The 12039-nt window shown below is 68.4% G+C and carries 15 protein-coding genes; 11 read left to right on the top strand and 4 right to left on the bottom strand.

The genetic code is table 11. From position 1 onward, the window contains the following. Positions 1-39 precede the first annotated feature (39 nt). The 4 genes from ygfZ to BWQ93_RS08785 all read left to right on the top strand — a co-directional run bounded on the left by ygfZ (position 40) and on the right by BWQ93_RS08785 (position 2843). A complete protein-coding gene (ygfZ, locus tag BWQ93_RS08800; protein ID WP_077030216.1) occupies positions 40-765 on the top strand; it encodes a CAF17-like 4Fe-4S cluster assembly/insertion protein YgfZ in 726 nt (241 codons plus the stop codon). 32 nt (positions 766-797) lie between these two features. Continuing rightward, entirely contained in the window at positions 798-1388 is a 591-nt protein-coding gene (locus tag BWQ93_RS08795; protein ID WP_077030215.1) for a hypothetical protein, read from the top strand. Positions 1389-1433: 45 nt separating this feature from the next. After that, on the top strand, positions 1434-1985 hold the full coding sequence (locus BWQ93_RS08790; RefSeq protein WP_077030214.1) for a retropepsin-like aspartic protease family protein: 552 nt from the start codon (positions 1434-1436) through the stop codon (positions 1983-1985). A gap of 192 nt (positions 1986-2177) precedes the next feature. Next, complete coding sequence (locus BWQ93_RS08785; protein ID WP_077030213.1) at positions 2178-2843, top strand: MBL fold metallo-hydrolase; 666 nt, start codon at positions 2178-2180, stop codon at positions 2841-2843. Between the two features lie 6 nt (positions 2844-2849). On the opposite strand, the gene BWQ93_RS08780 is transcribed toward BWQ93_RS08785, so the two are convergent. Next, positions 2850-3284: an MAPEG family protein gene (locus BWQ93_RS08780; protein WP_077030212.1), complete on the bottom strand. Its 435-nt coding sequence runs from the start codon at positions 3282-3284 to the stop codon at positions 2850-2852. A 299-nt stretch (positions 3285-3583) separates the two neighbouring features. On the opposite strand from BWQ93_RS08780, the gene rpmF reads away from it, so the two are divergent. The 5 genes from rpmF (at position 3584) to BWQ93_RS08755 (ending at position 6620) form a co-directional block, all read left to right on the top strand. After that, entirely contained in the window at positions 3584-3763 is a 180-nt protein-coding gene (gene rpmF / locus BWQ93_RS08775; RefSeq protein WP_056348227.1) for a 50S ribosomal protein L32, read from the top strand. Between the two features lie 22 nt (positions 3764-3785). Beyond that, positions 3786-4820 carry a phosphate acyltransferase PlsX gene (gene plsX / locus BWQ93_RS08770; RefSeq protein ID WP_077030211.1) on the top strand — a complete coding sequence of 345 codons (1035 nt, stop codon included), beginning with the start codon at positions 3786-3788 and terminating at the stop codon, positions 4818-4820. After that, positions 4817-5782: a beta-ketoacyl-ACP synthase III gene (locus BWQ93_RS08765; RefSeq protein WP_077030210.1), complete on the top strand. Its 966-nt coding sequence runs from the start codon at positions 4817-4819 to the stop codon at positions 5780-5782. Before plsX ends, BWQ93_RS08765 begins: the two co-directional genes overlap by 4 nt. A gap of 148 nt (positions 5783-5930) precedes the next feature. After that, a complete protein-coding gene (locus BWQ93_RS08760; RefSeq protein ID WP_077030209.1) occupies positions 5931-6224 on the top strand; it encodes an integration host factor subunit alpha in 294 nt (97 codons plus the stop codon). A 3-nt stretch (positions 6225-6227) separates the two neighbouring features. Further along, complete coding sequence (locus tag BWQ93_RS08755; RefSeq protein WP_077030208.1) at positions 6228-6620, top strand: MerR family transcriptional regulator; 393 nt, start codon at positions 6228-6230, stop codon at positions 6618-6620. A gap of 139 nt (positions 6621-6759) precedes the next feature. On the opposite strand, the gene BWQ93_RS08750 is transcribed toward BWQ93_RS08755, so the two are convergent. From BWQ93_RS08750 to BWQ93_RS08740, 3 genes are all read right to left on the bottom strand, one after another. After that, positions 6760-7305 (bottom strand): SixA phosphatase family protein, encoded by a 546-nt coding sequence (locus tag BWQ93_RS08750; protein WP_077032285.1) that lies wholly within the window; start codon positions 7303-7305, stop codon positions 6760-6762. 57 nt (positions 7306-7362) lie between these two features. After that, the gene (locus BWQ93_RS08745; RefSeq protein ID WP_077030207.1) at positions 7363-10080 is read right to left on the bottom strand and encodes an ATP-dependent DNA helicase; all 2718 of its coding nucleotides are present in this window, start codon (positions 10078-10080) and stop codon (positions 7363-7365) included. Between the two features lie 420 nt (positions 10081-10500). Next, positions 10501-10872, bottom strand: a complete 372-nt coding sequence (locus BWQ93_RS08740) for a PilZ domain-containing protein (protein ID WP_077030206.1) — start codon at positions 10870-10872, stop codon at positions 10501-10503. A 97-nt stretch (positions 10873-10969) separates the two neighbouring features. Here BWQ93_RS08740 and BWQ93_RS08735 point away from each other — a divergent pair, with 97 nt between their 5' ends. Continuing rightward, positions 10970-11380, top strand: a complete 411-nt coding sequence (locus BWQ93_RS08735) for a response regulator transcription factor (protein ID WP_077030205.1) — start codon at positions 10970-10972, stop codon at positions 11378-11380. Positions 11381-11479: 99 nt separating this feature from the next. Continuing rightward, complete coding sequence (locus BWQ93_RS08730) at positions 11480-12016, top strand: DUF4199 domain-containing protein (RefSeq protein WP_077030204.1); 537 nt, start codon at positions 11480-11482, stop codon at positions 12014-12016. Positions 12017-12039 lie beyond the last annotated feature (23 nt).

Below are 12039 nucleotides of genomic sequence, written 5' to 3'. Positions count from 1 at the left end.
GGGCTTTAAGTTGGTTCACGCGCTCCCTATTGTCGGTGCATGCCCAACACAACCCTTCACGACCGCGCGCTGATCCGCCTGTCGGGCGACGACGTCCGCGGCTTCCTGCAGGGGCTCGTCACCAACGATACCACGGGCAACCTGCCCGTCTGGGCGGCGCTGCTCACCGCGCAGGGCAAGGCCTTGTTCGACTTCCTGATCTGGGGCGACGGCGACGATGTCCTCATCGACTGCGAGCGCACGGCCGCGGCCGACCTGACCAAGCGGCTCACGCTCTATCGCCTGCGCCGTGCCATCATAATCTCGCCCGAGGAGACGCTCGCAGTGCACTGGGCGCGTGAGGGCGACCTTGGCGTCGTCGACCCGCGCCTGCCGGAACTCGGCCAGCGCTGGCTCGCGCCCGCCGACGCGGGCGAAGGCGCCGACGCGGCATGGCGCGCGCACCGGCTGGCGCTCGGGGTGACCGAAGGCCGCGCCGAACTCGGCGACGGCGCGACCTTGTGGCTCGAATGCAACGCTGCTGAATTGAGCGGCGTCAGCTTTACCAAGGGCTGTTACGTCGGGCAGGAAAATACCGCGCGGATGAACTGGCGGCAAAAGGTTAACCGCCGGCTCGTCGTCGTGCCGCTGGCCGAGGCCGACGAAAAACGCCAGCTGATCGCCTATCCCGACCTCGGCCTGTCGGTCGAGCATCGCCGCGTCGAGACGATCGACCCGGCCCGCGCGCCTGAATGGATGCGCGCGGGGCTCGCGGTCGACTCATGACAGACGCGGGCTTTGCTGCTAGGCTGGCCGCCATGCCTGCGAAGCTGATATCGTCGGCGCTCGTCGCTGCTTTCGCCCTGGCCGCGCCCGCCCATGCGGCGCCGGCCTCGCTGTTGCCCGTCGAGCCGGAGGCGGCGTCGCCCGCGTCGCCGCTCGCGCCGCTGGCCAGTGATTCGGTGTGGACGCCGCGGTTCGAGGCGGCGGCCGCCGAACTCGTCGCGGCGCTGCGATCGCGCGACGAGGCGCGCTGGGGGCCGATGCTCGGCGGCCAGTGGCTCGCCGCCGCCGACCGCGCGCGCGTCCGCGGCCTGCTCGCCGATCCGAAAGGCCCGTTCCGGCACGCGCTCTTTGCGCAAGGCTTCACCCACCAGCGCATCCTCGGCTGGAGCGCGCCCGCGTCGCTCGACGCCGGCGAACGCGCGGCGATCGAGGCGGGGGAGGAGGCCGAGGCGCTCGTCTGCTGGTCTGCAGGCGGCAACGGCGACGGCCCCTGGCCCGCGACCGCGCGCGAGGCCGACAACGCGCCGGGCCGCTATGCCTGCGCGCGGATCGTTTTCAATATGCGCGAGGAGGCGCCGGGCTGGCGTGCCTTCATCGAGCAGCCGGGGGCAGGGCGATCCTGACCCGCGCTTAACGCAAAACCAAGGATATGCGGCGAGAATAGCGCGATGCTGGGGCGTTTCATCCTGCTGGTCGCGGGCATCGCGGCGATATCGGTCGGCTTGGCCGGGGTGGCGATTCGCACGACCGACCCGCAGCGCCCCGAGATCGCCGCCGCGAAACCGAAGGACGACGGCGGCTGGGGCGAGCGCGGGGGCGGCGGCTGGTCGTCGGACGACGCGCGTGTCGCCTCGTCGGGCGAGGTCCGGCTCGGCCGTGCGGGCGATTCGCATTTCTACGCCGACGCCAATGTCGACGGCACCAACATCCGCATGATGGTCGACAGCGGCGCCTCGGTCGTCGCGCTGACCCGCCGCGATGCCGAGGCGATCGGGATCGACGTCGACAGCCTGCCCGTCGCGGGCACCGCGCGCACCGCCGGCGGAGACGTCCCGATGCGCCGCGTCGTCCTCGACAGCGTCGATATCGACGGCATCGAGGTGCGCCGCGTCGAGGCCGCGGTGGTCGACGCCGACATGGGCGTCTCGCTCTTGGGGCAAAGCTATCTCGCCAAGCTCGACGCGGTGAATGTCGAGGGCGACACGATGACGCTGCGCTGAGGCGCGGTCGGCGCCAACCTATATTTCCGTTCGTGTCGAGCGAAGTCGAGACACCCTGACGGCTGGCGCTTCCCAAGCGTGTCTCGACTTTGCTCGACACGAACGGGATTCATAGGTCGGCCCATTGATCTCACGCGCGCCCTACGCCTCTCCACCCTTGCCAATCCGCCCACTTTTCCCCACATCCGGCCCATGAACGCTCCCAATCCGCCGCTGCGCGCCGCGATCGTGCCCGTCACCGCCTTTCAGCAGAACTGCACCCTGCTGGGGTGCACCGAGACCAACAAGGCCGCCTTCGTCGATCCCGGCGGCGACCTCGACAAGCTGCGCGAGGCGGTGCGCCAGACCGGGGTCGAGGTCGAGAAGATCCTCGTCACCCACGGGCATATGGACCATTGCGGCATGGCGGGCGTGCTCGCGAAGGAGCTTGGCGTGCCGATCGAGGGGCCGCACGAGGACGACCGCTTCTGGATCGAGGGCCTTGCGACCGCGGGCGAGCGCTTCGGCATGGAGGGCGAGCCCTTCGAGCCCGACCGCTGGCTGGTCGACGGCGACAAGGTGACCGTCGGCAACCTCAGCATCGACGTCATCCACTGCCCCGGCCACACGCCGGGGCATGTCGTCTTCCATCACGAGCCCTCGAAGCTCGCGATCGTCGGCGACGTGCTGTTCCAGGGCTCGATCGGCCGCACCGATTTCCCGCGCGGCAACCACCAGCAGTTGCTCGATTCGATCACGCAGAAATTGTGGCCGCTCGGCGACGACACGGTGTTCCTGCCGGGCCACGGCCCGCACAGCAAATTCGGCCAGGAACGGCGCACCAACCCCTATGTCAGCGACATGGCGATGGGCGCTTGACCCTCTCTACTTGTCGATGACCACCGTCTCGGTCACCGTAGAGGTGATATTGGTCGGCGCCGAATAAACGGTGAACAAAGCGAATCCGGCGAGGCCAAGCTGGGTTACCATCGTGATCGTCGTGCCGACCATGCGGCCCCACATCATCCCGTCCATGCCCAGCGCGTGCAGGATGCGCCCGACCAGATAGAGCGCGCCGACCGCCCACAGCCAAGTCGACGATCCGACCCCCAGTTCGACGAGCGCCAGCAGGATCAGCACGAAGGCGGTGTTCTCGACGAAATTGCTGTGCGCGCGCATGCGGCGGATCACCCGGTCGTTGCCGCCGTCGCCGATCGACACCTTCTCCTGTCCGCGGACGCGCCCGACGCGCATCGAAAGCCACAGGTTGAGCAGCGCCGCCCCCGCGGCGATCGTCAGGCTGATCGGCAATATCGTCATCTCGCTTCCCCCATATCGTCGGCCGCGGCATGAAGCGCGCGGTGGCCGACATGTGGCATTCCCGCGTGCGTGCGGCAAGCCGTGCTCGGGGCTTGCCTTTGCGGGCAAAAACGCTATAGCCCCGCCCGATCCGGCACCCGACACCATCTGGCGTTGAGGCACCCTCCGGCAGAAGATTTTCTTGTCATTTCAAGGCAGGACGGGCTTCGGCACGGCGGGCGGGCCAGTCATTCCCGGCGACGGGGGCGACAAATCCGGGTAGCCGATTCGTATAAACGTCTAAATATGCAGGAAATATTATGGCCGTCCCCAAGCGAAAAACCTCGCCCTCGAAGCGCGGCATGCGTCGCAGCCACGACAGCCTGAAGGTCGAAGCCTATCAGGAATGCCCGAACTGCGGCGAGCTCAAGCGCCCGCACAACCTCTGCAACGCCTGCGGCCACTACAACGGCCGCGAAGTCGTCTCGGTCGGCGCCTAAGCCCCAAGCGGAAAGCGTTCGGATGAGCCTCACACCGCGAATCGCGATCGATGCGATGGGCGGTGACGTCGGCGTGCGCGTGATGCTCGCCGGCGCCGCGATGGCGCGTCACCAGCACGACGGCCTGCGTTTCCTCCTCGTCGGCGACGAGGTGCAGATCAAGGCTGCGCTGGAAAACCACCCGAACCTGCGCGCCGCGTCGGACATCATCCACACCGATGGCGTGGTGACCGGCGAGGACAAGCCGAGTCAGGCGATCCGCAAGGCGAAGACCACCTCGATGGGGCTCGCGATCGACGCGGTGAAACGCGGCGATGCCGGCGGCGCGCTGTCGGCGGGCAACACCGGCGCGCTGATGGCGATGGCGAAGCTCGCGCTGCGCACGATGCCGGGCATCGACCGGCCCGCGCTCGCGGCGCTGCTGCCCTCGCTCGGCGACAATGATGTCGTGATGCTCGACCTCGGCGCCAACACCGAGTGCGACGCCAACAACCTCACGCAATTCGCGGTGATGGGCGCCGCCTATGCGCGCACCGTCATGGGGCTCGAACGCCCGCGCGTCGCGCTGCTCAACATCGGCACCGAAGAGCTCAAGGGCACAGACGAAATTCGCGACGCCGCCGCGCTGCTGCGCGCCGCGACGCATCTGCCGATGGAATTCACCGGCTTCATCGAAGGCGACAAATTGTCGCGCGGCGAGGTCGACGTCATCGTCCACGACGGCTTTTCGGGCAATATCGCGCTGAAGACCATCGAAGGCACCGCGCGCTTCGTCACCGACGTCCTGCGCCGCGCCTTCACCTCGTCGGTGCGCTCGAAGATCGGCTTCCTGATCTCGCGCCCCGCGACCGAGCTGCTGCGCCACCATCTCGACCCCAACAATCATAATGGCGCGGTGTTCCTCGGGCTCAACGGCGTGGTGCTCAAGAGCCACGGCAGCGCCAACGACAAGGGTGTCGCCAACGCCGTCCATGTCTGCGCCGAACTGGTCGAAAAGGATATCACGCGCCAGGTGACCGAGGATCTCGCCAATTTCCGCCGGGACACCGGCGCATGACCCTGCGCGCGATTCTCGCCGGCACCGGCTCGGCGCTGCCGCGCACGCGCGTCTCGAACGCCGAACTCGCGGAGCGCGTCGACACCAGCGACGAATGGATCGTCGAGCGCACCGGCATCCGCTTCCGCCACATCGCCGAGCCCGACGAGACGACCGCGACGCTCGGCGCCGATGCCGCGAAGCAGGCGCTCGCTGCCGCCGGACTCGAGCCCGCCGACATCGGCCTGATCATCGTCGCCACCGCCACCCCCGACAACACCTTCCCCGCCAGCGCCACCAAGGTGCAGGCGATCCTCGGCGCGCCCGACTGTATCGCCTTCGACGTCGCGGCGGTCTGCTCGGGCTTCCTCTACGCGGTGTCGGTCGCCGACTCGATGCTGCGCACCGGCGCGGCCAAGCATGCGCTGGTGATCGGCAGCGAGACCTTCAGTCGCATCCTCGACTGGGAGGACCGCACGACCTGCGTCCTCTTCGGCGACGGCGCGGGCGCGGTGGTGCTGTCGGCGAAGGATGTCGACGACGATCAGGGCATCCTCGCGACCCGGCTCCATGCCGAGGGCAAATATTGCGACATGCTCTATGTCGACGGCGGCCCCTCAACCACCGGCACCGTCGGCCATGTCCGCATGCATGGCCGCGAAGTGTTCCGCCACGCGGTGACCAACCTCGCCTCGGTGCTCGGCGAGGTGATGGCCGATGTCGGGCTCAGCGCCGACCAGATCGACTGGGTCGTCCCGCACCAGGCGAACAAGCGGATCATCGACGCGACCGCGAAGAAGCTGGGCCTGCCCGCCGAACGCGTCGTGCTCACCGTCGACCAGCACGCCAATACGTCGGCGGCTTCCGTTCCCTTGGCGCTCGACCTCGCGGTGCGCGACGGGCGCATCAAGCGCGGCGATCTGGTCGTGCTCGAGGCGATGGGCGGCGGCTTCACCTGGGGCGCTGCGGTCCTGCGCGTCTGATCAAGCGCTCGCCGCTTTAACTCCTCGCTCCATCCGTTTCAGTTTGGCGGATTAATTCGCTTTTGTTACATAGGCGCGGTGGGACTCGCGACGGTGGGGGACCGGCGGGACCCCATCGGGCATTTGCTTCGTCAGGGGAGGGACTAGGATGGCAGCAGGCACGCTCACCCGCGCAGATATCGCAGCGCGGATCAATCATCAGATCGGATTGTCGCGCAACGAGTCGGCGAGCATCGTCGAATCGATCCTCGACCATATGTCCGACGCGCTCGCCGAGGGGCAGAATGTGAAGATTTCGGGCTTCGGAACCTTTGTGCTGCGCGACAAGGCGCAGCGCATCGGCCGCAATCCCAAGACCGGCATCGAGGTTCCGATCCTGCCGCGGCGGGTGATGACCTTTCGCGCCAGCCAATCGATGCGCGGCCGCGTCGCGGGCGGATAAAGCATGGATGTAGATGACGGCGGCAAGGCCGACGGCGCCATGCTCGCGATCGGCGAGCTGGCGAACCGCATCGGCGTGCCCACCCACGTGCTCCGCTATTGGGAAACGCGCTTCCCCGAGCTGAAGCCGCTGCAGCGCTCCGGCCGCCGCCGCTATTACCGCGCCGAGGATGTTGCGCTCGCGGAGAAGATCCACGAGCTGCTGCATGTGAAGGGCTTCACCGTCGAAGGCGCGCGCAAGGCGCTCACCGGCAAGGAAGAGGCGGCACCCCGCGCCCCGCTGACGCGCGAGGAACTCGACCCGCAGGCGGCGCCGACGGGCAAATCGGGCGTGCCGGTCGCCGACCTCATCGAACTGCGCCAGCGGCTGGCGAAGGCGATCGGGGTGCTGATCTGAATAATCCTCCCTGTCGCGAAGCGATGGGGAGGGGGACCGCCGCGAAGCGGTGGTGGAGGGGCGACAACCTAGCGAAATTGCCTCCGTCAGCGCTTCGCGCTGCCACCTCCCCATGCCTGCGGGACAGGGAGGATTGACTTCAATCCATCGCCGGACCCAGCGTCGGGTCCAGGTCGCGCGGGCGGATGAAATCCACGATCCGCGCCTGCCTCACATCGAGGTCGTGCCAGTCGGCGATGTCGATCTCCAGCCGCGCCATCGCCGATGTCGGCAATTTTTTCTCGACCGCGGCGCGGAACTCATCGTCGTCGCTTTCGGGCACCAGCTCGAGGATCAGATCCTCCAGCCCCGGATTATGCCCCGCGATCAGCAGATGCTGGGCGTCGCGGCCGGTGTCGCGGATCGTGTCGATCAGCGTCGCCGCCGAGGCAAGGTAGATGCGCCGGTCCCAATGCGGCTCGACCGCGTCGAGGTTCGCCGCGGGCTGGAAGATATCGAGCGTCTCGGTCACGCGCACCGCGGGCGAGGCGATGATGCGGTCGACCGGGAAACCCTGGCGCTTCAGATATTGCCCGATCAGGTCGGCGCCGCGTTTGCCGCGGGCGTTGATCGGACGGTCGAAATCGCGCTCGACCTGCACGTCCCAGCCCGATTTGGCGTGGCGCAGGATGGTCAAAGTCTTCAAAATCGCTCCCCGCGCTTGCCGCGTCATCCCCTCGGTCCGGGGCCTTGTGCCGCAATCTTATGACGGTGAAAAGGCGCGAAAGGCGGTTTTTCTTCTTTCGACATTGGCGGCGGCGACATGATTGACCGCCTCGTCGAGCGGCAGGCGGCGGATCGGGGTGCCGGGCGGGAAGGCGGAGAGCAGCCTTGAAGGGAAGCTCGGCGACAGCATCACGAACTGCCCATAATCGTCGCTGCGCCGGATCAGCCGCCCGAACGCCTGCGCGATGCGCCCGCGGATCACCATATCGTCGTAGCGCGCGCCGCCCTGCGCCGCCCGGCGCGCAGCATGGAGGATCGTCGGGCGCGGCCAGGGCACGCCCTCCATCACCACCAGCCGCAGCGAGTCGCCGGGGACGTCGACTCCGTCGCGCAGCGCATCGGTGCCGAGCAGCGAGGCGTGCGGGTCGGCGCGAAAGATGTCGACGAGCGTGCCGGTGTCGAGCGGATCGACATGCTGCGCAAACAGCGGCAGCCCCGCGCGCGCCAGCCGATCGGCGATGCGCGCATGGACGATACGCAGCCGCCTGATCGCGCTGAACAGCCCGAGCGCGCCGCCGCCCGACGCCTCGATCAGCCGGCTGTAGGCGCCCGCGAGCGCGGGCAGGTCGCCGCGCGCGATGTCGGTGACGATGATCACCTCCGACTGGCGCGCATAGTCGAACGGGCTCGGCACCGCGAAATGCTGGACCCCGCCGTCCATATGCCGCGCGCCGGTGCGGATGTCGGCGTCGTGCCAGTCGTTCGACCCGCGCAAGGTCGCCGACGTGACGAGCACGCCGTGCGCGGGGCGATAGACGATGTCGGCGATCGGCTTGGCCGGGTCGAGCCAGTGGCGGTGCAGCCCGCAATCGACCTCGCGCCCATCGATACGGTTCACCGCGAGCCAGTCGACGAAATCGGGATCGGCGGGGCCGCCGACGCGCCCGAGCAGCGACAGCCACGCGCCGAGAGTATCGATGCGGTTGCCCAAGCTGTGCCGCGCGCCGTCGACGCGCGCGCGCGCCTGGCCGTCGAGCCAGTCGGGCGGATCCTCGATCAGCGCGTCGAGGCGCTTGCCGAGCGCCATCAGCGGGCGCAGCAGCGCCTCGACCGCGTCGCTCGCGCTCGCGGCGGCGGCGACGAGGTCGGCGTCGGGATCGGCGAGCTCGGTTTCGAGACCATAGCCGCTGTCGCCCTTGGCATCGACGCCGCGCGCATAGACCTGTCCGCGCACCGCGGCGAGCAGGCACTCGACCGCGCCCCAGGGCGCATTCTCGGCGAGCCGGCCGAGCCAGCCGTCTCCGGGCAGCTCGCCCGCCGCCTGGATCGCCGCCTGGATCGCCTTGTCGCCCGCCTCGTCATAGCTCGCGACATCGGCGAGCCGCGCGGCCAGCCCGCGGCGGCGGCCGCGCGACTTGCCCTCGGGGCCCAGCACCCAGCGGCGAATCTCGATCGCCTCCTGCCCGGTCAGCGCCGCAGCGAACATCGAATCGGCGGCGTCCCACAGATGATGCCCCTCGTCGAAGATCAGCCGCGTCGCGGGCGCCCCGCAATCCCGCGGGCGCGCCGCCTGCACCATCGTCAGCGCGTGGTTGGCGATGACGATGTCGGCCTGCCCGGCGGCCCGCGCCGAGCGTTCGATGAAGCATTTGCGGAAATGCGGGCACCCCGCATAGATGCATTCGCCGCGCCGGTCGGTCAGCGCGGTGGTGCCGTTGCGGCGGAACAAGGCGGGCAGCCAGCCGGGCAGGTCGCCCCCGACCATGTCGCCGTCGCGGCTATAGGCGGCCCAGCGCGCGACGAGCTGCGCCAGCACCGCCGCGCGCCCCGAAAAGCCGCCCTGCAGCGCATCCTCGAGGTTGAGCAGGCAGAGGTAATTTTCGCGTCCCTTGCGCACGACCACCTTCTCGCGGTGCGTCGCGGCGTCGGGATAGAGCCGCTCGGTCTCGCGCGCCAATTGCCGCTGCAGCGCCTTGGTGAAGGTCGAGATGCACACCGCGCCCGCCGACTGATCGATCCACTGCTTGGCGGGGGCGAGATAGCCGAGCGTCTTGCCGATCCCCGTACCGGCCTCGGCGACGAGCATCTGGGGTGCATCCCTGCGTTCGCGCGCGGCGAAGATTCCCGCGGCGGCGCGCGCATAATCCTGTTGCCCGCTGCGGCGCTCGGCGCCGTCGCCGGTCAGCCGGTCGAGCCTTGCGCTGACATCGTCGGCGTTCACATTCACCTGCCGCGGCTGCGGACGCGGCGGCGCTTCTTCCCAGTCGGGCAGGCGCGTGAACAGCCAGCGCTCGTCCTTGTCGGGCACCGACAGCCGCGACTGGACCAGTGGCGCCCACGGCCAGCGCTGCCGCGCCAGCGCCTGTATCCCGTGCCACGCGCCCTCGCGCTCGGGCCAGGCGGGGTCGTCGAGGCCGCCGAGCATCGCGGCCGCCGCCAGCGGCAGAAAGGCCGCGACATCGTCCTCGCGTTGCGGCGCCTCGAGCTCCAGCGCCGCCGCCAGCCCCGCCGGTGTCGGCACCGCGAAGCGCGCGGGAAACAGGAAAGCGAAAAGCTCCAACAGGTCGAGCCCCGACAGTTCGGGATAGCCCAGCCGGTCGCCGGTCAGCGGCGCATTGAGGAAGATATGCGGCGTCCCCGCGACCGCCGCGATCGCCGCCCCGCGATCGACCCGCCGCGCGCGGCCCTCGGCGTCCGCCAGCCAGATGCCGACATGGCTCGCGTGGATCGCGGAAAGGGGCAGGGGAGCGAGCATCGCCGCAGATTAGGGACAAAAGAGGAACGCGGCAAGGGTGGGGGGCGTGGGGCTAGTGCTGGCTTTGGGGTGGGGGCTGGCCTTGCCCCATTCCAAAGTTCAGGAAAGTTCAGCCCTGTGCGCCTCCCGAATGGAGGCCTCGGAGACCGCTATATTCGCCGAGCGGAAGAGTCGAGATCGACGCTCGCATAGCCGGATTTATTAGGAAAGACCTTTTTTGAGGGCGGCGGTTTTGGGGTGAGCGGACATAATAATTCTCCCTGTCGCGAAGCGATGGGGAGGGGGACCATGCGAAGCTTGGTGGAGGGGCGGCGGCCTGGAACCTGGGTGGCCCCTCCACCACCCTACGGGCGGTCCCCCTCCCCACGGCTACGCCGCAGGGAGGATTAGGAAGGGCTGCTTCCGCCCGAACCCCGCCGCTCAGCTCAGCCCGCGGCGTCCGAAGGTTGCCGGGCGCATGCTGCGGAAGATCTGTGCCGGCTCGCTGGACCAGGCGCCTCGCGCGCGTTCGAGCGCGTTGTACAGCGGGCCGTCGACGAGCTCATAGGGGAAGCGCACCCCCATGCGGTCGACCTCGGCCCACATCACGATCGCATAGACGGTCTGGCCGCCATAATGGACCTCGCAGCGCGAGCGCACCGGCATGATCACGCCGCCCTCGATGCGTGCGCCGCCCTCCGACAGGTCGGTGATGCGGCCCTCGACGACGTTGAGCACGCCGTTGACGGTCACGTCGAGCGAGACAGGAGTGCGCTTGTGTTGGCGCGGGCGGGGGAAAACGGTGCTGGTCATGCGCCGAAGCTAAGCAAAGATGGTAAATAATCCGGTAATCATGAGTGCGCGGTGGCGCGAGGTTGCAAGCGACCGCAGCCGATGGTCTATCTCCGCCATGGCCCGTCCGATCATCCTCTATGGCATCGCGCTCGCGGCGGCGGCCTTCCTGCTCGAATGGCTGAACTACAAACATGTCGTCCATCGCTGGTCGACCGAATTTTATGTGGTGTGCATCGCGCTGCTCTGCGTCGCGCTCGGCATCTGGGTCGGCAACCGGCTGACAGCGCGGCCGCGCACCGCCTTCGTCCGCAACGAGGCGGCGATCGCCGCGCTCGGGATCAGTCCGCGCGAATGCGAGGTGCTGGGCATGCTCGCCGCGGGCCACGCCAACAAGGTAATCGCGCGCCGGCTCGACATTTCGCCCAACACGGTCAAGACGCATGTCGCGCGCGTCTATGAAAAGCTCGAGGTCGCGAGCCGCACGCAGGCGATCCAGAAAGCCCGCTCGCTCGACATCCTGCCGTAAAATCGGGCGATAACCGCCAAATCACCCGTTTGGGCGATGGATTTCGGCCGTTGTCCGGGGCCACCCTGCATGGCATCCACCAACAGGGGAGACGGGATCATGGGCAGGATAATCGCAGTCTACGGCGCCATCGCGGGCGTCATCGTCATCATCGGCATGTTCATCAGCATCACCTTCGTCGCCGATCATGGCGCGCTGGGCATGGTCGCCGGCTATCTGTCGATGCTGGCCGCGATGATCTTCGTGTTCGTCGGGGTGAAGCGCTACCGCGACGTCAACCTCGGCGGGGTGATCGGTTTCGGCAAGGCGTTCGGCGTCGGGCTCGGCATCGCGGGCGTCGCCTCGCTCTTCTATGTGCTGAGCTGGGAGGTCTATATGTGGCAGACCGGCGGGACCTTCATGGCCGAATATATGGCGAGCATGGTCGAGGATATGCGCGCCGCGGGCAAACCGGCGGCGGAGATCGCAAAATTCTCAGCCGAGATGAACGCCATGGCCGAGCAGTACAAGAACCCGCTGTTCCGCATGGCGCTGACCTTCACCGAAATCCTGCCCGTCGGGCTGCTGGTATCGCTGATCGCGGCGGCGCTGCTGCGCAAGAGCAGCTTCATGCCGGCGGTGCAGCCGCGCGGGTAACTCGGAAGGGAAGAGGAGCGGCA

The organism is Sphingopyxis sp. QXT-31, from assembly GCF_001984035.1.
In the GTDB taxonomy this organism is placed as follows: Bacteria; Pseudomonadota; Alphaproteobacteria; order Sphingomonadales; family Sphingomonadaceae; genus Sphingopyxis.
Note: the sequence above shows the minus strand (reverse complement) of the source record. Positions and strands in the feature narration are given on the sequence as shown.

Excerpts from the sequence above, each read along its gene's own strand:
- ygfZ (WP_077030216.1), top strand. The coding sequence starts at position 40 with ATGCCCAACACAACCCTTCACGACCGCGCGCTGATCCGCCTGTCGGGC.
- BWQ93_RS08745 (WP_077030207.1), bottom strand. The coding sequence starts at position 10,080 with ATGCTCGCTCCCCTGCCCCTTTCCGCGATCCACGCGAGCCATGTCGGC.
- plsX (WP_077030211.1), top strand. The coding sequence starts at position 3,786 with ATGAGCCTCACACCGCGAATCGCGATCGATGCGATGGGCGGTGACGTC.
- BWQ93_RS08735 (WP_077030205.1), top strand. The coding sequence starts at position 10,970 with ATGGCCCGTCCGATCATCCTCTATGGCATCGCGCTCGCGGCGGCGGCC.
- BWQ93_RS08780 (WP_077030212.1), bottom strand. The coding sequence starts at position 3,284 with ATGACGATATTGCCGATCAGCCTGACGATCGCCGCGGGGGCGGCGCTG.
- BWQ93_RS08755 (WP_077030208.1), top strand. The coding sequence starts at position 6,228 with ATGGATGTAGATGACGGCGGCAAGGCCGACGGCGCCATGCTCGCGATC.
- BWQ93_RS08730 (WP_077030204.1), top strand. The coding sequence starts at position 11,480 with ATGGGCAGGATAATCGCAGTCTACGGCGCCATCGCGGGCGTCATCGTC.
- BWQ93_RS08760 (WP_077030209.1), top strand. The coding sequence starts at position 5,931 with ATGGCAGCAGGCACGCTCACCCGCGCAGATATCGCAGCGCGGATCAAT.
- rpmF (WP_056348227.1), top strand. The coding sequence starts at position 3,584 with ATGGCCGTCCCCAAGCGAAAAACCTCGCCCTCGAAGCGCGGCATGCGT.
- BWQ93_RS08765 (WP_077030210.1), top strand. The coding sequence starts at position 4,817 with ATGACCCTGCGCGCGATTCTCGCCGGCACCGGCTCGGCGCTGCCGCGC.
- BWQ93_RS08795 (WP_077030215.1), top strand. The coding sequence starts at position 798 with ATGCCTGCGAAGCTGATATCGTCGGCGCTCGTCGCTGCTTTCGCCCTG.
- BWQ93_RS08790 (WP_077030214.1), top strand. The coding sequence starts at position 1,434 with ATGCTGGGGCGTTTCATCCTGCTGGTCGCGGGCATCGCGGCGATATCG.
- BWQ93_RS08740 (WP_077030206.1), bottom strand. The coding sequence starts at position 10,872 with ATGACCAGCACCGTTTTCCCCCGCCCGCGCCAACACAAGCGCACTCCT.
- BWQ93_RS08785 (WP_077030213.1), top strand. The coding sequence starts at position 2,178 with ATGAACGCTCCCAATCCGCCGCTGCGCGCCGCGATCGTGCCCGTCACC.